At 70.4% G+C, this 19,217-nt stretch carries 18 protein-coding genes; 14 read left to right on the plus strand and 4 right to left on the minus strand.

Features of this window, described 5'->3' with window-relative positions:
• Nucleotides 1-102 precede the first annotated feature (102 nt).
• The 3 genes from EIM47_RS08090 to EIM47_RS08100 all read right to left on the minus strand — a co-directional run bounded on the left by EIM47_RS08090 (nucleotide 103) and on the right by EIM47_RS08100 (nucleotide 2,524).
• Nucleotides 103-486, minus strand: a complete 384-nt coding sequence (locus tag EIM47_RS08090) for a phasin family protein (protein ID WP_019398584.1) — start codon at nucleotides 484-486, stop codon at nucleotides 103-105.
• A gap of 174 nt (nucleotides 487-660) precedes the next feature.
• Nucleotides 661-1,014 carry a 6-carboxytetrahydropterin synthase QueD gene (queD, locus tag EIM47_RS08095; protein ID WP_125076630.1) on the minus strand — a complete coding sequence of 118 codons (354 nt, stop codon included), beginning with the start codon at nucleotides 1,012-1,014 and terminating at the stop codon, nucleotides 661-663.
• A gap of 121 nt (nucleotides 1,015-1,135) precedes the next feature.
• On the minus strand, nucleotides 1,136-2,524 hold the full coding sequence (locus EIM47_RS08100; protein ID WP_125076631.1) for a DEAD/DEAH box helicase: 1,389 nt from the start codon (nucleotides 2,522-2,524) through the stop codon (nucleotides 1,136-1,138).
• A 360-nt stretch (nucleotides 2,525-2,884) separates the two neighbouring features.
• On the opposite strand from EIM47_RS08100, the gene EIM47_RS08105 reads away from it, so the two are divergent.
• Nucleotides 2,885-3,877, plus strand: a complete 993-nt coding sequence (locus tag EIM47_RS08105) for a fumarylacetoacetate hydrolase family protein (RefSeq protein ID WP_019398587.1) — start codon at nucleotides 2,885-2,887, stop codon at nucleotides 3,875-3,877.
• Between the two features lie 37 nt (nucleotides 3,878-3,914).
• Nucleotides 3,915-4,577 carry a maleylacetoacetate isomerase gene (gene maiA / locus EIM47_RS08110; RefSeq protein WP_019398588.1) on the plus strand — a complete coding sequence of 221 codons (663 nt, stop codon included), beginning with the start codon at nucleotides 3,915-3,917 and terminating at the stop codon, nucleotides 4,575-4,577.
• 58 nt (nucleotides 4,578-4,635) lie between these two features.
• Here maiA and EIM47_RS08115 read toward each other — a convergent pair whose 3' ends face one another.
• Entirely contained in the window at nucleotides 4,636-5,766 is a 1,131-nt protein-coding gene (locus EIM47_RS08115; RefSeq protein ID WP_125076632.1) for a PilT/PilU family type 4a pilus ATPase, read from the minus strand.
• Between the two features lie 101 nt (nucleotides 5,767-5,867).
• Between EIM47_RS08115 and EIM47_RS08120 the strand changes: the two genes are divergently transcribed.
• The 12 genes from EIM47_RS08120 to EIM47_RS08175 all read left to right on the plus strand — a co-directional run bounded on the left by EIM47_RS08120 (nucleotide 5,868) and on the right by EIM47_RS08175 (nucleotide 19,185).
• Entirely contained in the window at nucleotides 5,868-6,269 is a 402-nt protein-coding gene (locus EIM47_RS08120) for a DUF4398 domain-containing protein (RefSeq protein WP_019398590.1), read from the plus strand.
• Nucleotides 6,266-7,159, plus strand: a complete 894-nt coding sequence (locus tag EIM47_RS08125; protein WP_019398591.1) for an OmpA family protein — start codon at nucleotides 6,266-6,268, stop codon at nucleotides 7,157-7,159. Before EIM47_RS08120 ends, EIM47_RS08125 begins: the two co-directional genes overlap by 4 nt.
• Before the next feature lie 391 nt (nucleotides 7,160-7,550).
• Nucleotides 7,551-7,766 carry a YdcH family protein gene (locus EIM47_RS08130; RefSeq protein ID WP_019398592.1) on the plus strand — a complete coding sequence of 72 codons (216 nt, stop codon included), beginning with the start codon at nucleotides 7,551-7,553 and terminating at the stop codon, nucleotides 7,764-7,766.
• 183 nt (nucleotides 7,767-7,949) lie between these two features.
• Nucleotides 7,950-9,326, plus strand: a complete 1,377-nt coding sequence (locus tag EIM47_RS08135) for a pyridoxal-phosphate dependent enzyme (protein ID WP_125076633.1) — start codon at nucleotides 7,950-7,952, stop codon at nucleotides 9,324-9,326.
• A gap of 95 nt (nucleotides 9,327-9,421) precedes the next feature.
• Nucleotides 9,422-10,606, plus strand: coding sequence for a cystathionine gamma-synthase (locus tag EIM47_RS08140; RefSeq protein ID WP_125076634.1), 1,185 nt, complete (start codon nucleotides 9,422-9,424; stop codon nucleotides 10,604-10,606).
• 10 nt (nucleotides 10,607-10,616) lie between these two features.
• The gene (locus EIM47_RS08145; protein WP_240626190.1) at nucleotides 10,617-11,405 is read left to right on the plus strand and encodes an ABC transporter permease; all 789 of its coding nucleotides are present in this window, start codon (nucleotides 10,617-10,619) and stop codon (nucleotides 11,403-11,405) included.
• Between the two features lie 82 nt (nucleotides 11,406-11,487).
• The gene (locus EIM47_RS08150; protein ID WP_240626191.1) at nucleotides 11,488-12,792 is read left to right on the plus strand and encodes an ABC transporter ATP-binding protein; all 1,305 of its coding nucleotides are present in this window, start codon (nucleotides 11,488-11,490) and stop codon (nucleotides 12,790-12,792) included.
• On the plus strand, nucleotides 12,789-16,217 hold the full coding sequence (locus EIM47_RS08155) for a methyltransferase domain-containing protein (RefSeq protein WP_125076637.1): 3,429 nt from the start codon (nucleotides 12,789-12,791) through the stop codon (nucleotides 16,215-16,217). Before EIM47_RS08150 ends, EIM47_RS08155 begins: the two co-directional genes overlap by 4 nt.
• Entirely contained in the window at nucleotides 16,214-17,242 is a 1,029-nt protein-coding gene (locus tag EIM47_RS08160; RefSeq protein WP_019399584.1) for a hypothetical protein, read from the plus strand. Before EIM47_RS08155 ends, EIM47_RS08160 begins: the two co-directional genes overlap by 4 nt.
• Complete coding sequence (locus EIM47_RS08165) at nucleotides 17,227-17,826, plus strand: D-sedoheptulose 7-phosphate isomerase (protein ID WP_037035021.1); 600 nt, start codon at nucleotides 17,227-17,229, stop codon at nucleotides 17,824-17,826. The genes EIM47_RS08160 and EIM47_RS08165 overlap by 16 nt, the downstream gene beginning before the upstream one ends.
• On the plus strand, nucleotides 17,816-18,523 hold the full coding sequence (locus EIM47_RS08170) for a nucleotidyltransferase family protein (protein WP_019399582.1): 708 nt from the start codon (nucleotides 17,816-17,818) through the stop codon (nucleotides 18,521-18,523). Before EIM47_RS08165 ends, EIM47_RS08170 begins: the two co-directional genes overlap by 11 nt.
• Nucleotides 18,520-19,185: an HAD family hydrolase gene (locus tag EIM47_RS08175; RefSeq protein ID WP_205948703.1), complete on the plus strand. Its 666-nt coding sequence runs from the start codon at nucleotides 18,520-18,522 to the stop codon at nucleotides 19,183-19,185. The genes EIM47_RS08170 and EIM47_RS08175 overlap by 4 nt, the downstream gene beginning before the upstream one ends.
• The last annotated feature ends 32 nt before the right edge of the window (nucleotides 19,186-19,217 follow it).

Below are 19,217 nucleotides of genomic sequence, written 5' to 3' on the forward strand. Positions count from 1 at the left end.
AAGGCCCGGCAGCGGGAGGGGATGCTGCCGGGCCCGGGTTTGCGCGGGGGAGGGAACCGCGCAAAGACTTGAATCGTGGTCCGGGCCGCGGCCCGGGATGGCTCAGCGCTTGCGCGCGGCCTTGGCGACGGTCGCCTGCACCTGGCTGGTGGCGCTCTCGAACTGGCTCTTGGCCAGTTCGCCCAGCGCCTCGCCGGTCTTGAGGGTCAGGCCGATGACTTCCTGGCCGGCGGCGGCAACGCGCTCGGCGTTGTCGCGGGCCACCTGCAGGCCCTTCGGCAGCAGGGTGCGGTAAGCATCCAGGTCGCGCGCCTCGGCGAGTTCGCCCAGGTAGCTGGTGGTCGCCTCGACGTTCTTCTCCAGGGTGCGCAGCTGCACGCCGAACAGCGACTCGGCGTTCTCGAGGGCCAGGCGGTTCACCCGCGCGGCCACGGCCGCAAACTGGTGGGTATAGGCGCTGAGCTGCTCGTTGAACTGGTAGGACATGGCTGGCTCCAGTACGGATCACCTCTATGGTGCGATGCAGCATACCCCGTCCTTTTGTGCGATGCAACATCGCCCGCAACCGTTGTTCTGCTTTGTGAAGGCGCGCACGAAAACGCCCCCGGCACGGGCCGGCGGCGCGGAAGGAGGGCAGGGGCGGCCCGGCAGGTCGCCGGCTCAGCCGCGGTAGCGGCAACCGGAGGTGCAGGTCTCGTGGACCATAACCTCGCTCAGCAGCGGCACCGAGGGCTTGAGCCGGGCCCAGATCCAGGCGGCCAGGTTCTCGCTGGTCGGGTTTTCCAGGCCTGGGATCTCGTTGAGGTAGTGGTGGTCCAGCTGCTCGTACAGCGGCTTGAACGCCGCCTTGAGGTCGGCGAAGTCCATCACCCAGCCGGCCTGCGGGTCGACCGGCCCTTCCACGTGCAGTTCCACCCGGAACGAGTGCCCGTGCAGGCGCGCGCATTTGTGGCCCTCGGGCACGTTGGGCAGGCGGTGCGCCGCCTCGAGGGTGAAGACCTTGAAGATTTCCATGGCGTGGATTGTCGTTCGTGGCCGGGCGGGCGGGCAATGCCACGGGCTGGGCCCGTTGCGGGCCCCGGGACGGGAACGGCAGCCGTGGCTGCCGTTCCATCCTGCGCGTTATCCGTGGATATCAGCGGTTGGCGTCGCGGCGCGGGCCGCCGCCATTGCGCTGCTGGGCATGGGTGGCGGCCGCCGGCGCGCGGTTGCCGCGACCATTGCCGCCGCGGTTGCCGGCGCGATTGCCGGCATGGGCGTGGGCCTGGCCTTCGCCGCCGCCATGCGGACGCCGGCCGCGGCCGCCGCCGGGCTTGCGCGGCGGGCGCTGGCCGCCCGGCTGCTCGGCCTTGCCCGGGGCGCTGTTGCCCCAGCGGATCGGCACCTGCGGCTCGAACCCGGGCAGGTCGCGGATCTCCATGTCGCGGCCGAGCAGGCGCACGATCTGGCGCAGCAGCTTGGCGTCGTCCTGCGAGACCAGCGACAGCGCCTCGCCGTTGGCGCCGTTGCGGCCGGTGCGGCCGATCCGGTGCACGTAGTCCTCGGCGACCATCGGCAGGTCGTAGTTGATCACCCGCGGCAGCTGGTCGATGTCGATGCCGCGCGCGGCGATGTCGGTGGCCACCAGCACGTTGACCTTGCCGGACTTGAAGTCGCCCAGCGCGCGCAGGCGCTGGCTCTGGCTCTTGTTGCCGTGGATCGCCGCGGCGCGGATGCCGGCCTTCTCCAGGTGCGTGGCCAGCTTGTCGCTGCCGTGCTTGGTCTTGGCGAACACCAGGGTCTGCACCCGGGTGTCCTGGCCCAGCAGGTGCAGCAGCAGCTCGCGCTTGCGCGCCGCGTCGACCGGGTGCACGCGGTGGGCGATGGTCTCGGCCACGGTGTTCTGCGGGGTGACCTGGACCTCGCGCGGGTTGCGCATGAACTCCATCGCCAGCTGCTTGATCGACTCGGGGAAGGTGGCCGAGAACAGCAGGGTCTGGCGGTTCTGCTTCGGCAGCTTGGCCAGGATGCGCTTGATCGAGGGCAGGAAGCCCATGTCGAGCATGCGGTCGGCCTCGTCCAGGACCAGGATCCCGATCCCGGACAGGTCGATGCTGCGGCGTTCGATATGGTCGATCAGGCGGCCCGGGCAGGCGATCACCAGGTCCACGCCGCGGCGCAGCGCATCCAGCTGGTTGCCCATGCCCACGCCGCCGTAGACCACGGCGCTGGGGATGCGCAGGTACTTGCTGTAGCCGCGCAGGCTGTCGTGCACCTGGGTGGCCAGCTCGCGGGTGGGCGCCAGGACCAGGGCGCGCGGCTTGCGCGGCCCGCTGACCTTCTGCGGCGCGGTGCCCAGGTGCTGCAGCAGCGGCAGGCCGAAGGCGGCGGTCTTGCCGGTGCCGGTCTGGGCGCCGGCTAGCAGGTCGTGGCCGGCCAGCGCCAGCGGGATGGCCTGCTGCTGGATCGGGGTAGGGGTTTGGTAGCCCTGCTCGGCAAGCGCGCGCAGCAGGAAGGGCGCAAGGCCCAGGGATTCGAACGACATCAGGGAACACTCCATGGATGACCCGCGGCGGCTGCCGCCGGGTGGCCGTCAAGGCCGATGACTCGGAGCGTTCCCGTGAATCCGCGCTGCGAGAAGGGATGGGCCGGAAAGGTCCGGCGCGAATGCCAGGCGGAAGGCGTCGGGGATGGAGCGGGACGCCGGAGCTGTTCCGGCGCTGCCGGTCCCTGGGGGAAACGGACGGCCGCTGGCAATCGGTGCGCGCATTCTACGGCAAGAGCGCCGGCGGCGTCCGGCGCGGCCGCGGGAAGCATTCAGGCGCGCTCCGCGGCGATGCTTTCGGGTGAAACCGTCCGTGCCGAGCCGCTACAATCCGCCATCCACAGCCAGCAGGAGCGCGCAATGAAGCTCGGAACCCTCAAGGAAGGCGGCCGCGACGGCACCCTGGTCGTGGTCTCCCGCGACCTGTCCCGCGCCGTGCGCGCCACCGGCATCGCCGCCACCCTGCAGCAGGCCCTGGACGACTGGCAGCGTGCCGCGCCGCGCCTGGTGGCGCTGGCCGAGGCGCTGGAGCAGGGCCAAGCCGCGGACGCGTTCGAGCTGGACCACGCCACCCTGGCCGCGCCGCTGCCGCGCGCCTACGAATTCGTCGACGGCAGCGCCTACCTGCCGCATGTCGAGCGGGTGCGCCGCGCCCGCGGCGCCGAGGTGCCGGAGAGCTTCTACACCGACCCGCTGATGTACCAGGCCACCAGCGCCGGCTTCCTCGGCCCGCGTGACCCGGTGCGCGTGGTCAGCGAGGACTACGGCATCGACCTGGAGGCCGAGATCGTGGTGGTCACCGACGACGTGCCGATGGCGGTGACGCCGGAGCAGGCCGCCGGCCATATCCAGCTCGTCGGCCTGGTCAACGACGTGTCCCTGCGCAACCTGATCCCGGCCGAGCTGGCCAAGGGCTTCGGCTTCCTGCAGTCCAAGCCGCGCTCGGCGCTGGGCCCGGTGTTCGTGACCCCCGACGAGCTGGGCGATGCCTGGCGCGGCAACAAGCTGCACCTGCCGCTGGTCACCCACTACAACGGCGAGTGGTTCGGCGCCCCGGAGGCGGGCGAGGACATGCAGTTCGATTTCGCCCAGCTGGTCGCGCACGCGGCCAGGACCCGGCCGCTGGCGGCCGGCACCATCGTCGGCTCCGGCACCATCGCCAACCAGGACGTGTCCCGGGGGGCCTCGTGCTTCGCCGAGCGGCGCACGGTCGAGGCCCTGCGCGACGGCAAGCCGTCCACGCCGTTCATGAAGTTCGGCGACCGCATCCGCATCGAGATGTTCGACCGCCAGGGCAACAGCATCTTCGGCGCGATCGAGCAGCGCATCGAACCGCAGCCGCCGGCGGCCTGAGGCCGGCCCACGCAGGCGCGCCGCACCGGGAGGCAGGATGTCCGCGCAACTGACGCTTTACACCTACTGGCGTTCCAGCGCCGCCTACCGCGTGCGCATCGGCCTGGCGCTCAAGGGCCTGGACTACGCCAGCGAGCCGGTGCACCTGGTCCGGGATGGCGGCCAGCAGCACGCGCCCGCGTTCGCCGCGCTCAATCCGCAGGAGCTGGTGCCTGTGCTCAGGCACGGCGATCTGGTGCTGCGGCAGTCGCTGGCCATCCTCGAGTACCTCGACGAGACCTGGCCCGAGCCGGCATTGCTGCCGGCCGACGCCGCCGGCCGTGCGCGGGTGCGCGCGCTGGCCCAGGCGATCGCCTGCGACGTGCATCCGCTCAACAACCTGCGCGTGCTGCAGTACCTGGAGCACGGGCTGGAACAGGCCCAGCCGGCGCGCGAGGCCTGGGTCCGGCACTGGATCGGGCTGGGCCTGGACGCGCTGGAACGGCTGCTGGCCGGCGATCCGGCCACCGGCCGCTTCTGCCACGGCGATGCGCCCGGCATGGCCGACTGCGTGCTGGTGCCGCAGCTGTACAACGCCCGCCGCTTTGGCCTGGACCTGGCGGCGTGGCCGGCGATCGCCCGGATCGGGGCCGCCTGCGCCGCGCTGCCGGCGTTCGCCGCGGCGGCGCCGGAGGCGCAGCCGGACGCGCCGCGTTCCTGAGCCTGCAAAGGCAAGGGGCCGCGCAGTGCGCGGCCCCCGGGTCCACCGCGGCCAGGCTTCAGACGAAGCCGTGGCTGATGCCGGCGCTGGGCTGGTTGAGGTCGGCGTAGGGATCGTGCTCGCCCTCGGCGCCCTCGGACAGGCGGAACTTCAGCGCCAGGCCGTCGCGCGAGTCGGCCGCGCGCAGCGCTTCCTCCTGGTCGATCCGGCCCTGCTTGACCAGCCGGAACAGGCACTGGTCGAAGGTCTGCATGCCTTCCTCCAGCGAGGCCTCCATCGCCGCCTTGATCTCGTGCACCTGGCCGCGGCGCAGCAGGTCGCGGATCATCGGCGTGTTCAGCAGCACCTCGGTGGCCGGCAGGCGGCGGCCGTCGACGCCGCGGACCAGGCGCAGCGAGACCACCGCGCGCAGGTTCAGCGCCAGGTTCATCAGCACGTTCTTGTGCGCGCTCTCGGGGAAGAAGTTGAGGATGCGCTCGATGGTCTGGTCGGCGTTGTTGGAGTGCAGGGTGGCCAGGCACAGGTGGCCGGTCTCGGCGAACGCGATCGCTGCCTCCATGGTCTCCGCGTCGAGGATCTCGCCGATCAGGATCACGTCCGGCGCCTCGCGCATGGCGTTCTTCAGCGCGTTGTGGAAGGCGTGGGTGTCCAGGCCCACCTCGCGCTGGTTGACGATCGACTTCTTGTGCTTGTGCAGGTACTCGATCGGGTCCTCGATGGTGAGGATGTGCCCGGTCATGTTGCTGTTGCGGTAGTCGATCATCGACGCCAGCGAGGTCGACTTGCCCGAGCCGGTGGAGCCGACGATCAGCACCAGCCCGCGCGGGGTCATGATGATGTCCTTCAGCACCTCCGGCAGGTTCAGTTCCTCGATGGACGGGATCACGCTGCGGATCGCGCGGATCACCATGCCCACCTCGCCGCGCTGCTTGAACACGTTGACGCGGAAGCGGCCGGCGTCGGCCACGGCGATGGCCATGTTCAGCTCCAGGTCGCGCTCGAACTGCGGCACCTGGCCCTCGTCCATCAGGGAATAGGCGATCTTCTTGACCATGCCCGGCGGCAGCCCGGTGTTGCCGAGCGGGTAGAGCTTCCCTTCGATCTTGATGTAGACCGGCGCCCCGGTGGTCAGGAACATGTCCGAGGCATTCTTCTCGGTCATCAGCTTCAGGAAGTAGCCGATATCCATTAAGTGACGTTCCCCAATAGCAAGGTGCCCGGGCATCCATTTGCATGGACGCCTCCGGCTTCCGACAATGGCCGCGACCCCAAGGGACGCGACTTTCCCCGATGAACGATCCTAGCTTCGCATACTTCCGCAGGACCCTGTACGCGCTGGTATGCACTTTCGGGCTGGTTGTCACGGCCCAGGCGCAGACCGCCCTGCCGGCCGTGCAGCAGGCCGAGCGCGCGGTACTGGAGGCCCAGCAGGCCGACGCCGACCATTACGCCCCGGACCTGATCGAGGCCGCCCGCCAGGGGCTGATCGAGGCCCAGGCGCTGGCCGCCTCGCGCTCGCGCAGCGACCAGCGCAACGCCGAGGCCCGCGCCCGCCGGGTGGCGGCCGATGCCGACCTGGCCCGGGCCCGCAGCGAGCTGGCCAGGGCCGAGGCGGACGTGTTGCAGCGCCGGCAGGAGGTCGATGGCTTGCGCCGGCAGCTGGGCCTGGCCCGGCTGGAGGGCGCCGAATGAGCGCGCGCCGCCTGTCCGGTCCACTGGCCGCCTGCCTGCTGCTGGCCCTGGCCGCCCCCGCGCTGGCCGCCGAGGACGCCGACGCGGCGCGCCTGCGCGCGCGGCTGGAGGCGCTGCAGGCCGATCCGTCGCTGGCGCGGGGCGCCGGCCTGGAGCTGCTGCAGGCCCAGCAGGCGATTGCCGCCCTGGAGCAGGCCCGCCGCAGCGACCGCCCCGAGGCCCTGTACCTGGCCGAGCGCCGGGTCGAGATCGCCGAGACCATGGGCCGCGCCGCGGCCGCCCGCGGCGAGCTGGCGCGGCTGGAGTTGCAGCGCAGCGAACTGCTGGTGGAAGCCAGTCGGCGCGAGGTCGAGAGGGCCCGCCGCGAGGCCGAGCAGCTGCGCATCCAGGCCCAGATCCAGGCCGAGGAGGCCGAGCGCCTGCGCCTGGCCGCCGAGGCCGAGGCGCTGGCGCGCAGCGAGGCCGAGGCGGCGCTGGGCAAGGCCGCCGGCCGGCAGAGCGCGCAGGTGAGCGCGGCGCGGCGCAAGGAAGCCGAGCTGGCCCGCCAGGAGGCGGAGCTGGTGTCCGGAAAGAAGCTGCCGGCCTCGACCTTCGGCAGCCAGGGCGAGGTCTTCGTGCTGCCCGGCGCGGTCTTCGCCAGCGGCAAGTCCAGCCTCACCGCCGCCGGCAAGGACGCGGCGGAAGCGCTGGCCGCGTACCTGCAGATTGGTGCCCGGCGCTCGGTCCGCATCCGTGCCTGGGACAGCGACCCGAAGGTGGCGATGGCCCGCGCCTCGGCCCTGCGCGACGCCCTGGTGGCGGCCGGGGTGGACAAGGGCAGGATCAAGGCCGACGGCGTCAAGGATCCGGCCACCAGCAAGCGCGCGGCCGAGGTCACCGTCGCCCTCTGACTTCATTTAGGTTTGTAAAATCAATGGCTTGCAGCCGTCGTCTCGCCCTGGTGCGGGACGCCGGGTGGCGCGGTTAACACTTCCGGCGCCTTCACGCCGCGGCCCCTTGAAGGCCCCCGGGCTTGGGAGTAGGGTCGGAATCGAGCCGGCAGCACACCCCCGTGCCGCCGCTCAGATCCGGAGTATGCGCCGATGCTGCATTCCGCCGCTCCCGTCCCTGTCGAAGCCGGGCATCCGCCGCGGCGGCGGCTTGGGGAGCGGAAAATCCCGCATCTGCCGTTCCGGCAATCCTGCGCCCTGGGCTCCCGGCCCGGGGCGTTTGTTTTTCCGGCGCCGGCCAGGACCGCCGGCAGTACGCCGTCAGGGACGTAACGACCCAGGAGGTGCACAGATGTTCGAAGGGCAATCGCAGGCCGAAATCGACGCGCTGATCAAGAGCAACCCCGAATTCAAGCAGCTCTACCAGCGACACCGGCTGCTGGACAAGAAGTGCATGCAGGCCGAACTCGGGGTGCTCCCCATCGACGACATGACCCTGGGGCAGATGAAGCGCGAGAAGCTTGCCGCCAAGGAGCGCCTGTTGCGCATCTACGAACGGTCGCACTGACCGCGATCTCCCGCGTTTCACCGCCGCGGGCGGTGGTGGCCTCCTCGTCGGCCACTGCCGCCCGCGCAATTCTTTCCGGCGCCGGTGCCGCCGCGATACCCGCCGGCGCCCTTACCGGCGCCGGCGATCCGGCCGATAATCCGGGCTCCGCCGCGACGCGGCGCCCAGGAAACGGACCCGAGAATGGCCCTGCACGCTTCCGTGCTCGAACTCATCGGCCGCACCCCGATCGTCAAGGCGCGCCGCCTGGACACCGGCCCGTGCGAGCTCTACCTCAAGCTCGAGAACTTCAACCCCGGAGGCTCGATCAAGGACCGCATCGGCCTGTCGATGATCGAGGCGGCCGAGCGCCGCGGCGACCTCAAGCCAGGCGCCACCTTGGTCGAGGGCACCGCCGGCAACACCGGCCTGGGCCTGGCGCTGGTGGCCCAGCAGAAGGGTTACAAGCTGATCCTGGTGGTCCCGGACAAGATGAGCCGGGAGAAGATCTTCAACCTCAAGGCCATGGGCGCGGAGGTGGTGCTGACCCGCTCGGACGTGGGCAAGGGCCACCCGGAGTACTACCAGGACCTGGCCGCGCGGATCGCCGCCGAGACCCCGGGGGCGTACTTCATCAACCAGTTCGGCAACCCTGACAACCCGGCCGCGCACGAGTTCGGCACCGGCCCGGAGATCATCGAGCAGATGGCCGCGGCCGGTGGCTTAGACGCGATCGTGTTCGGCTGCGGCAGCTCCGGCACCATGACCGGCCTGTCGCGCTGCTTCGAGAAGAACGCCCCGCACGTGGAGATGGTGCTGGCCGACCCGGTCGGCTCGATCCTGGCCCAGTACATCAACGAGGGCGTGCTCAGCGACAAGTCCGGCAGCTGGCTGGTGGAGGGCATCGGCGAGGACTTCCTGCCCTCGATCTCCGACTTCAGCCGGGTGAAGAAGGCCTATGCCATCCCCGACGCGGAGAGCTTCCACACCGCGCGCGAACTGCTGGAGAAGGAGGGCATCCTCGGCGGCTCGTCCACCGGCACCCTGCTGGCCGCCGCGCTGCGCTACTGCCGCGAACAGACGACGCCGAAGAAGGTCGTGGTGCTGGTGCCGGACACCGGCAACAAGTACCTGTCGAAGATGTACAACGACTACTGGATGCTGGACAACGGCTTCCTGGAGCGCCCGCACCACGGCGACCTGCGCGACCTGATCATGCGCCCGTACGCGCAGCGCGACACCGTGGTGGTCGCCCCGACCGACCTGCTGACCACCGCCTACCAGCGGATGAAGCTGTACGACGTGTCGCAGCTGCCGGTGATGGAAGGCGACCGCCTGGCCGGCATCATCGACGAGAGCGACGTGCTGCTGCACGTGTACGGCGACGAGGCGCGCTTCCGCGACCCGGTCTCGGTGGCCATGGTCACCAAGCTGGAGAAGCTGGACGTGAAGTCGCCGATCGAGGCCCTGCTGCCGGTGTTCGACCGCGGCCAGGTGGCGATCGTCATCGACGGCGACCGCTTCCTGGGCCTGATCACCCGCATCGACCTGCTCAACTACCTGCGCCGGCGGGCGCAGTGAGGGCCGGGCGCCGGTTCCTGGCCGGGACGGGACCGGCGCCAAGGTTTGGTTAAGGGGCGGTTGCTAGAATCCGCGGCTACCTCGAGAGAGCCGCCATGCCCGACCACACCACCCGCGACGGCCTGTCCCCGGACGTTCACGCGTTCGCCACCCTGGCCATCCACGGTGGCCAGGCGCCCGATCCGTTCACCGGGGCGGTGATGCCGCCAATCTACGCCACCTCGACCTACGCGCAGTCCGCGCCGGGCGAGCACCAGGGCTTCGAGTACTCGCGCACCCACAACCCCACCCGGTTCGCCTGGGAGCGCTGCGTGGCCGCGCTGGAGGGTGGCAGCCGCGGCTTCGCCTTCGCCTCCGGCATGGCCGCCAGCTCCACCGTGCTGGAACTGCTGGACAGCGGCGACCACGTGGTCGCCATGGACGACCTCTACGGCGGCAGCTACCGCCTGTTCGAGCGCGTGCGCCGGCGCAGCGCGGCGCTGGACTTCAGCTTCGTCGACCTGGCCGACCTGGACGCGTTCGCCGCGGCGATCACCCCGCGCACGCGCATGGTCTGGATCGAGACCCCGACCAACCCGATGCTCAAGCTGGTGGACATCGCCGCGGTGGCGGAGATCGCCCATCGCCACGGCCTGCTGGTGGTGGTCGACAACACCTTCGCCTCGCCGGCGCTGCAGCGTCCGCTGCAGCTGGGTGCGGACCTGGTCCTGCACTCGGCCACCAAGTACCTCAACGGCCATTCGGACATGGTCGGCGGCGTGGTGGTTGCCGCCAGCGACGAGCTGGGCGAGCGCATGGCCTTCCTGCAGAACTCGGTCGGCGCGGTGCAGGGGCCGTTCGACAGCTTCCTGGCCCTGCGCGGCGCCAAGACCCTGCCGCTGCGCATGCGCGCGCACTGCGAAAACGCCCTGGCGCTGGCGCAGTGGCTGCAGTCGCACCCGAAGGTGGAAAAGGTCATTTACCCGGGCCTGGAATCGCACCCGCAGCACGCTCTGGCGGCGCGGCAGATGTCCGGCTTTGGCGGCATCGTCTCGGTGGTGCTCAAGGGCGGCTTCGAGGCCGCCAGCCGCTTCTGCTCGCGTACCCGGCTGTTCACCCTGGCCGAATCGCTGGGCGGGGTGGAAAGCCTGCTCAACCACCCGGCGGTGATGACCCACGCCTCGGTCCCGCCGGAGCGCCGCGCGCGCCTGGGCATCAGCGATTCGCTGGTGCGCCTGAGCGTGGGCATCGAGGACGTCGAAGATCTGCGCCGCGACCTGGAGCAGGCGCTGGCCGCCTGAGGAGATGCAGATGCTGGCAACACTCGCGCAGCGACGATCCCTCCTGGTCGAGCTGACGAAGCGCGAAATCCTCGGGCGATACCGCGGCGCGGCAATCGGCTTGCTGTGGTCGCTTATCAGCCCCTTCCTGATGCTGATGGTCTACACGTTGGCGTTCGGATACATCTTGCGCAGCCGCTGGCCCGGGACGACCGGGTCGACCACGGACTTTGCCCTGATCCTGTTCGCTGGCCTCGTGATTCACGGCTTCTTTGCCGAGTGCCTCACCCGCGCGCCACAGCTGGTCCTGTCCAACCCCAGCTACGTCAAGCGCGTGGTGTTTCCCCTGGAGATCCTCACCTGCAGCATGGTGCTGACCGCCCTGTTCCACCTGGGCATGAACGTGCTGGTGCTGCTCGCGCTCAAGTGGTTCTGGCATGGCGAGCTGTCGTGGCACGCAGTGCTGCTGCCGGTGGTGGTGGCGCCGCTGGTGATCCTCGCGGTGGCAGTGGGCTGGTTCCTCTCCGCGCTCGGCGTATACCTGCGCGACATCAGCCAGGTGGTCGGCGTCCTCGCAACCACCATGCTTTTCCTTTCGTCGGCCATCGTCCCGGTGCAATCTCTGCCAGAGAACTACCGTTGGGTCTTCTACGCCAACCCGCTCACCCTGATCATCGACCAGGCGCGTGAGGTGGTGATCTGGGGGCGCATGCCGGACTGGTCTGCGCTCGGACTATACACGGCATGCGTGACCGTGCTGGCGGTCCTGGCACTGGGCCTGTTCCGCCGCATGCGAGGGGGGTTTGCCGATGTCCTTTGAGGCCGGAGTGTCGGTTGGTACGGGATCTCCGGCCGTGGGGTCCCCAGTGATCAGTGTCAGCGGGGTGAGGAAGAGCTTCCGCATGTACGAGAAGCCGGTGCACAGGCTCTGGCATGCATTGCTCGGCCGGGATGGCGGCCACCGTGAGTTCCACGCCCTGCGCGATGTGTCCTTCGAGATCCGCCGCGGCGAGACTGTCGGCATTGTCGGCCGAAACGGCTCGGGCAAATCGACTCTGCTCCAGATCATCGCGGGTACGCTCGCGCCGAGTGGTGGTACCTGCCGGGTGGAAGGGAAGGTCGCGGCGCTGCTGGAACTGGGTAGCGGCTTCAACCCGGAGTTCACCGGGCGAGAAAACGTGTACCTGAACGGTACGATCCTGGGCCTTAGCCGCGCGCAGGTCGAGGAGCGCATGCAGCGCATCCTGGACTTCGCCGACATCGGCGAGTTCATCGACCAGCCGGTGCGCAGCTATTCCAGTGGCATGGCCGTGCGCCTGGCCTTCGCGGTCATCGCCCATGTGGACGCGGACATCCTCATCGTCGACGAGGCGCTGTCGGTGGGCGACGCGTTCTTCGCGCAGAAGTGCATGCGCTTCCTGCGCAACTTCCAGAAGCACGGCACGCTGCTGTTCGTCAGCCACGACGCGGCCGCCGTCACCAACCTGTGCTCCAGGGCGATCTGGCTGGAGGACGGACAGGTGCGGATGGAGGGCGGCGCCGGCGCCATAGTCGAGGCCTACATGGCCCAGCAGCACGCGCGCGGTCGCGCCGACGCTGTCGGCGAGGTCGTCCACGTGGACGTGGGCGTGGAGCGGCGCAGGCAGCGGGAGGAGGCCTGCCGGGAGGACTTCCGCAAGAAGCTGATGGACGAGCTGGGCGTCTGCAACCGCCTGGCGGTGTTCGAATTCGACCCGGACCGCGCCGGCCCGCAGTTCGGCGCCGGCGGTGCCACCATCGTGGACGTGGCCCTGCTGGATGCCGAGGGGCAGCCCGCTCCGCTGCTTTCCGGTGGCGAAGTGGTCAACCTGCGCATCAGCGTGCGTGCGAACAAGGCGCTGGAGTCGACGATCGTCGGCTTCTACGTGAAGGACAGGCTGGGGCAGCGCCTTTTCGGCGACAACACCTATCTGGCCTATCGCAACGCCGATACGTCCGTGGCGGCCGGTGAGGTCATCGATGCGACTTTCCGGTTCCGCATGCCGGTGCTTCCATCGGGAAGCTACATGGTGGACGCGGCGGTCGCGTCCGGAAGCCAGGACGACCATACCCAACAGCACTGGCTGCACGATGCCCTCGAGTTCCGTGCGGTCGACGAAACCATGCGCCATGGGCTGGTAGGCATCCCCATGGCCGCCATCGAGATTGCACGCAGGCAGGGCGAATGAGCATGAAATTCACGGGCGAGCGCTTCATCCCCACGGAGGGGGGCGAAATCCGCCAAGAGCACCTCCATCGCTACTCCTGGTGCCTGTCGGCGGTGGCGGGCAAGGACGTCCTGGACGTCGCCTCGGGGGAGGGCTATGGCAGCGCCGCCATGGCTCGGGTCGCGCGTTCCGTCGTGGGCGTGGACATTTCGCAGGAGGCGGTGGAACACGCCCGGACGAAGTACGCCGGTATCGCCAACCTCCGCTTCGAACAGGGTTCGGCCGCCGCGCTCCCTCTGCCGGACAACTGCGTGGACGTGGTCGTCTCCTTCGAGACGCTGGAACACCTCCATGAGCAGGAGGAGATGATCGCCGAGATCCGGCGCGTCCTCAGGCCGGAGGGCTGCCTGATCCTTTCCTCGCCCAATCGCAAGGTGTATTCGGAGAAGGCGGGCCACCACAACGAGTTCCATGTCCGCGAGCTGGACATGGCCGAGCTGTCCGAACTGCTCGGGCGCCACTTCCCGGCCGTGCGGTACGTCGGCCAGCGTCTCGCGGTGGCCTCCACGATCACCCACCTGGCGCCCGACCGCCTGTCGGGAAGCTGGCAGGGCCTGGCCGAGGCGGCGGGGGCCGTCGAGGAGCGCGTGGCCACGTGGGACGAGCCGGTGTACTTCATCGCCTTGGCGGCCGCGGACGAGCGCCTGCTGCCCGGGCTGGGGCCGTCCATCCTGTTGTCGGAGACAGAGGATCTCTACGAGCGCCACCGTGAAGTGGCCAGGTGGGCACAGGCGCAGGACAAGGAGATCGCCGAGTGGCGCTCCCGTTACGCGACTCTGCAGGGCGAGTTCGAGGAGCGGACCGCCTGGGCGCTGTCCCTCGACCGGGAGCTGGGTTCGCTCCGGGATACGCTCGGCGAGCTGCGCCAGGCACATGAGGCGCTGGAGCAGGCGCACACGGCCCTCGAGCGTAGCCACGGCGAGGTCCGGCGCGCGTACGACGATCTCCGGCGGACGCACGAGGCCCTTGAGCGGAGGCACGACGAGACCTGCCACATCTACCAGGAGCTCCACCACGAGCACGAGAAGCTCCGTGGCGACCATGACGACGTGCAGGCGCGCATGTCCTCCGTGGCCGGTGCCATCCACAGGATGCGGGGCGACCTGCACGCCCAGATCGGCGGCCGGTCCGGCGACGGGAACGAAGCGCAGCCCGGCGTCTCCGAGGACATCGAGGAGCTCAGGAACCTGCTCCAGGCGGTGCTCTCGTCCCGCTCCTGGCGGGTAACCAAGCCCCTCCGCTTCGCTGCACGCGTGGCGCGCGGCGACTGGGCAGCAGTGGTCGCTTCCCTGCGCGGTCGCGGGCTGGGATCGCATCCGCTGCTGGCGCCCTTCGCGACGCCGGTCCGGCGGTGGCTGCTGGCGAGGACGGAGAAGCAGCAGGCCAGGGCGATCACCGCGCAGGTGGTGGCCGCAGTCCAGGACGTGGAGCACGTCCTGGATGGTCTTGCGGTGCCGGTGTTCGACGCGCCCCGCGTGTCCGTCATCATTCCGGCCTACGGCAACCTGGGCTACACCGCCGCGGCGGTGCGCTCGATCGTCGAGTCGGCGCCGCGCGTGCCCTACGAGATCATCGTCGCCGAGGACGCCTCCGGCGACACCGAGATCGGGCGCCTGGCCGGGGTGCCGGGGCTGCGCTACCACGAGCATCCGCAGAACCTCGGCTTCATCCGGTCCTGCAACGCCGCGGCCGAACTGGCGCGCGGCGAGTACGTGTGCTTCCTCAACAACGACACCCAGGTGATGCCGGGCTGGCTGGACGGCCTGCTGGACGTGTTCGCCGACCATCCGGACGCCGGCATGGCCGGCTCGCGCCTGGTGTACCCCGATGGCCGCCTGCAGGAGGCCGGCGGCATCGTCTGGCGCGACGGCTCGGCCTGGAACTACGGCCGCCTGCGCGACCCGGGCGAGCACGAGTTCAACTACGTGCGCCCGGCCGACTACTGCTCCGGCGCGAGCATCCTGTTGCCGCTGGCCCTGTTCCGCGAGCTGGGCGGGTTCGACGAGCACTATTGCCCGGCGTACTGCGAGGACTCGGACCTGGCGTTCAAGGTGCGGCAGTCCGGGCGCGAGGTCTACTACACCCCGTTCTCCACCGTGGTGCACTTCGAGGGCATCTCCCACGGCACCGACACCTCCGGTGGCGTGAAGGCCTACCAGGTCGCCAACCAGGAGAAGCTGCGCCGGCGCTGGGAGGCGGAACTGGCGGCGCACTACCCCAACGGCGAGCAGGTGATGCGGGCGCGCGACCGCGCCTGGGGCCGCAAGGTCGTGCTGATCGTCGACCACTACGTGCCGCAGCCGGACCGCGACGCCGGCTCGCGCACGATGGTGGCCTTCATCGATTCCCTGCTGGCCGCCGGCTGGGTGGTCAAGTTCTGGCCGGACAACCTGCACCAGGATCCGGTGTATACGCCGCTGCTGCAGCGGCGCGGGGTGGAGGTGATCTACGGCAGCCGGCGCATGGGCGGCTTCGCCGACTACCTGCGCGAGTGCGGGGCCGGGCTGGACGCGGTGCTGCTGTCGCGGCCGCACATCTCGCTGCCCTACCTGCAGGCGCTGCGCAAGCAGGCGCCGGGGGTGCCGGTGGCCTATTACGGGCACGACCTGCATTTCCGCCGTCTGGCGCGCGAGGCGGACGTGGCCGGGCGCGATGACCTGCGCCACGAGGCGCGCCGCATCGAGGCGCTGGAACGGCAACTGTGGCAGGGGGCGGACATCGTCCTCTACCCGTCGCAGGAGGAGGCCGACGAGGTCGCGGCGCTGGCGCCCGGAACCCCGGTCCGCGCCATCTCGCCGTATGCCTTCGACCACTTCGTCGACGACGCCGAGCCGGACGGGCGTTCGGGGCTGGTGTTCGTCGCCGGCTTCGCGCATTCGCCCAACGTCGACGCCGCGCTGTGGCTGGTCCAGGAAGTGATGCCGCGGCTGTGGCGCGAACATCCGCAGCTGACGCTGTCGCTGGTCGGCTCCAATCCCACCGACGTGGTCAAGGGCCTGGCCGGGCGCCAGGTCGAGGTCACCGGCTACGTGAGCGACGCCGAACTTTGCCGCCGCTACCGCCAGGCGCGGGTGGCGGTGGTGCCGCTGCGCTACGGCGCCGGGGTGAAGGGCAAGGTGGTGGAGGCGCTGCAGAACGGATTGCCGCTGGCGACGACCTCCGTGGGTGCCCAGGGCCTGCCGGGCCTGGAACAGGTGGCCGCCGTGGCCGACGACGCCGTGGAACTGGCCGAGGCCATCGCCCGCCTGCTGGCCGACGACGGCCTGTGGCGCCGGCGCTCGCGCGAGGGCGCGCGCCTGGCCCGTTCGCTGTTCTCGCGCCAGGCGCTGACCGCGCAGCTGCTGGACGCGCTTTCGACCAATCGCGACAAGGAAAACCGGGCATGATCATCCGTTCCCGCGCGCCGCTGCGCCTGGGCCTGGCCGGCGGTGGCACCGACGTCTCGCCGTACAGCGAGCAGCACGGTGGTTTCGTCATGAACGTCACCATCGACAAGTTCGCGTACGCCACCCTCGACCGTTCCCCGACCGGCAAGCTCGAACTGCATGCGCTCGACGCCGGTTCGGTGCAGGTGCTCGACCCGGAGGAGGTTGACCGCTCGCCGGGCCCGCAGCAGCTGATGCGCGGCGTGTACCTGCACGTGGCCGACCGCCTGCTCGGCGGGCGCCGCCCGGCGCTGCGCATCCGCGCGCATTCGGACGCCCCGCCCGGATCCGGCCTGGGCTCGTCCTCGACCATGGTCGTGGCCCTGGTCACCGCGTTCAACGAGTATTTCAGCCTGGCCCTGGGCGAGTACGAGATCGCGCAGATCGCCTATGACATCGAGCGCAAGGACCTGGCCCTGGCGGGCGGCAAGCAGGACCAGTACGCGGCGGCGTTCGGTGGCTTCAACTTCATGGAGTTCTACGCCGGCGACCGGGTCATCGTGAACCCGCTGCGGATCAAGGAATGGATCTGGAACGAGCTGGAGGCCAGCCTGGTGCTGTACTTCACCGGCGTGTCGCGGGCCTCGGCCAAGATCATCGACGAGCAGTCGCGCAACATCCGCGAGGGCCGCACCGATTCGCTGGAGGCGATGCACCGGCTCAAGCAGGAGGCGGTGCAGATGAAGGAGGCGCTGCTGCGCGGCGACCTGGCGCGCTTCGCCCAGGTCATGCAGTCCGGCTGGGAAGCCAAGAAGCAGAGCGCATCCAGCATCACCAACCCGATGATCGACGAACTGGAGGCGCTGGCCTTCGCCAACGGCGCCCTCGCCACCAAGGTCTCCGGCGCCGGCGGCGGCGGCTTCATGATGTTCGTGTGCGACCCGGCCGAACGCGTGCGCCTGGTGCGCGCGCTGTCCGGCGCCGGCGGCACCGTCTACGACACCCACTTCACTCCGCACGGAGCGTCCTCATGGAAAATCGGTTGAATACCTTCGTCCAGGCGGAGTTCGACAAGACCCTGGCCAACTTCAACGCGATGGCCGCCGACGCGCGGCTGCGCGAGCAGATCGCGCAGGCGGTGCGGCTGTGCGTCGACGCCCTGCGCGCAGGCAGGAAGCTGCTGTTCGCCGGCAACGGCGGCAGCGCCGCCGACGCCCAGCACTGGGCCGGCGAACTGGTCAGCCGCTTCTACTACGACCGCCCGGGCCTGCCGGCGATCGCGCTGACCACCGACACCTCGATCCTCACCGCGATCGGCAACGACTACGGCTACGACTACACCTTCGCCCGCCAGGTCGAGGCGCTGGGCCAGGAGGGCGACGTGTTCATCGCCATCTCCACCTCCGGGCGCTCGAAGAACATCCTGCGCGCGCTCGACGCGGCCGAGGCCAAGGGCGTGAAGGTGATCGGCTTCACTGGCGCGGGCGGCGGCGACATGGCCGGCCGTTGCGACGTCTGCTTCCAGGTCCCATCGAACGAGACCCCGCGCATCCAGGAAGGCCACGAGTTCATCGGCCACCTGCTGTGCGCCCTGATCGAGTCGGAGATCTTCCCCAAAGATGGCCGCTGAGGAAGCGATCGTCCTGGTCGGCGGCCTCGGCACGCGCCTGCGTGCGGTGGTCAGCGACGTGCCCAAGCCGCTGGCCCCGGTGGCCGGCCGCCCGTTCCTGGCCTGGCTGCTGGACGCCTATGCGGCGGCCGGGCTGCGCCGGGTGATCCTCGCCACGGGCTATCGCGCCGCGCAGGTCGAGGACGCGGTCGGGCGCCGCTGGCAGGGCATGGAGATCGCCTATTCGGTGGAGGACGCGCCGCTGGGCACCGGCGGCGCCATCCGCCAGGCGCTGGCCCTGGCCCAGGGCGACGGCGTGCACCTGGCCAATGGCGACACCTTCCTGCGCTACGACCCGGCCGCGCTGGAAGCGGCCACCCGCGGGCACGGCTGCGCGCTGGGCATCGCCCTGGCGGCGGTGGACGACGTGGGGCGCTACGGCGCGGTCGAAGTGGCCGGCGGGCGCGTGGTCGGCTTCCGCGAGAAGGGTGGCGCCGGGCCTGGCCTGATCAACGCCGGCAGCTATTTCCTGGACGCGGCTGCGTTCGCGCGGCTGCCCGCGCCGCAGGGCGCCTGGTCGTTCGAGGAGCTGGTGCTGCGGCCATGGAGCGAGTCCGGCCAGGTGGCCGCGTTCGAGCGCACCGCGGATTTCATCGACATCGGCGTGCCGGAGGACTACGTCCGCGCCCAGCACCTGTTCCGGGAAGGCGCGGCGTGAGCGGGGTCCGCGAGCCCGTGGTGACGGTGCCGCCGGAAGCGGCGGGGCTGGTCGGTGGCGGGCCGCACCGGGCGCTGTTCCTGGACCGCGACGGCGTGGTCAACGTCGACCACGGCTACGTGCATACCCCCGGGCGCACCGAGTGGGTCCCCGGGATCTTCGAGCTGGCGCGCGCCGCGCGCGCGGCCGGCTACGTGCTCGTGGTGGCCACCAACCAGGCCGGCATCGCCCGCGGCTACTACGACGAGGCGCAGTTCCGCGCCTACACGCGCTGGGTGCACGCGCGCTTCGCCGAGGAGGGCGCGCCGCTGCTGGCGACCTATTACTGCCCGCACCACCCGGAGGCGGGGCAGGGCGCGTACAAGGTGGCCTGCGCCTGCCGCAAGCCGGAGCCGGGGATGCTGCTGGAGGCCATTGGCCGGCACGGGCTGGATCCGGCCGGGTCGGTGATGGTCGGCGACACGCCCAAGGACATGGAGGCGGCCGCGGCTGCGGGGGTCGTCCGCCGGTTCCTGCTGTGCGGCCCCGGGGCGGAGCCGGGCGAGAGTGCGGCGGGGATCGCGGTCGCCAGCCTGGACGAGGTTGCCAGGACGCTGGTGGCCGGCGCCGGGGAGGCCGCTCCGGCGGCCGGCCGTCACGGTTCGCGCGCGCCGCTGGCGTGAAAGCTTGAAGTGCATGGGCAATGCCCGGATCA

It is taken from the genome of Pseudoxanthomonas sp. SGT-18 (genome assembly GCF_003931645.1).
Classification (GTDB): domain Bacteria; phylum Pseudomonadota; class Gammaproteobacteria; order Xanthomonadales; family Xanthomonadaceae; genus Pseudoxanthomonas.

Coding starts and splice junctions, on each gene's coding strand:
- EIM47_RS08165 (WP_037035021.1), top strand. CDS start 17,227: ATGGAAAATCGGTTGAATACCTTCGTCCAGGCGGAGTTCGACAAGACC.
- EIM47_RS08135 (WP_125076633.1), top strand. CDS start 7,950: ATGGCCCTGCACGCTTCCGTGCTCGAACTCATCGGCCGCACCCCGATC.
- EIM47_RS08140 (WP_125076634.1), top strand. CDS start 9,422: ATGCCCGACCACACCACCCGCGACGGCCTGTCCCCGGACGTTCACGCG.
- EIM47_RS08125 (WP_019398591.1), top strand. CDS start 6,266: ATGAGCGCGCGCCGCCTGTCCGGTCCACTGGCCGCCTGCCTGCTGCTG.
- EIM47_RS08170 (WP_019399582.1), top strand. CDS start 17,816: ATGGCCGCTGAGGAAGCGATCGTCCTGGTCGGCGGCCTCGGCACGCGC.
- EIM47_RS08120 (WP_019398590.1), top strand. CDS start 5,868: ATGAACGATCCTAGCTTCGCATACTTCCGCAGGACCCTGTACGCGCTG.
- EIM47_RS08105 (WP_019398587.1), top strand. CDS start 2,885: ATGAAGCTCGGAACCCTCAAGGAAGGCGGCCGCGACGGCACCCTGGTC.
- EIM47_RS08150 (WP_240626191.1), top strand. CDS start 11,488: ATGTACGAGAAGCCGGTGCACAGGCTCTGGCATGCATTGCTCGGCCGG.
- EIM47_RS08090 (WP_019398584.1), bottom strand. CDS start 486: ATGTCCTACCAGTTCAACGAGCAGCTCAGCGCCTATACCCACCAGTTT.
- maiA (WP_019398588.1), top strand. CDS start 3,915: ATGTCCGCGCAACTGACGCTTTACACCTACTGGCGTTCCAGCGCCGCC.
- queD (WP_125076630.1), bottom strand. CDS start 1,014: ATGGAAATCTTCAAGGTCTTCACCCTCGAGGCGGCGCACCGCCTGCCC.
- EIM47_RS08145 (WP_240626190.1), top strand. CDS start 10,617: ATGCTGGCAACACTCGCGCAGCGACGATCCCTCCTGGTCGAGCTGACG.
- EIM47_RS08130 (WP_019398592.1), top strand. CDS start 7,551: ATGTTCGAAGGGCAATCGCAGGCCGAAATCGACGCGCTGATCAAGAGC.
- EIM47_RS08160 (WP_019399584.1), top strand. CDS start 16,214: ATGATCATCCGTTCCCGCGCGCCGCTGCGCCTGGGCCTGGCCGGCGGT.
- EIM47_RS08115 (WP_125076632.1), bottom strand. CDS start 5,766: ATGGATATCGGCTACTTCCTGAAGCTGATGACCGAGAAGAATGCCTCG.
- EIM47_RS08100 (WP_125076631.1), bottom strand. CDS start 2,524: ATGTCGTTCGAATCCCTGGGCCTTGCGCCCTTCCTGCTGCGCGCGCTT.
- EIM47_RS08155 (WP_125076637.1), top strand. CDS start 12,789: ATGAGCATGAAATTCACGGGCGAGCGCTTCATCCCCACGGAGGGGGGC.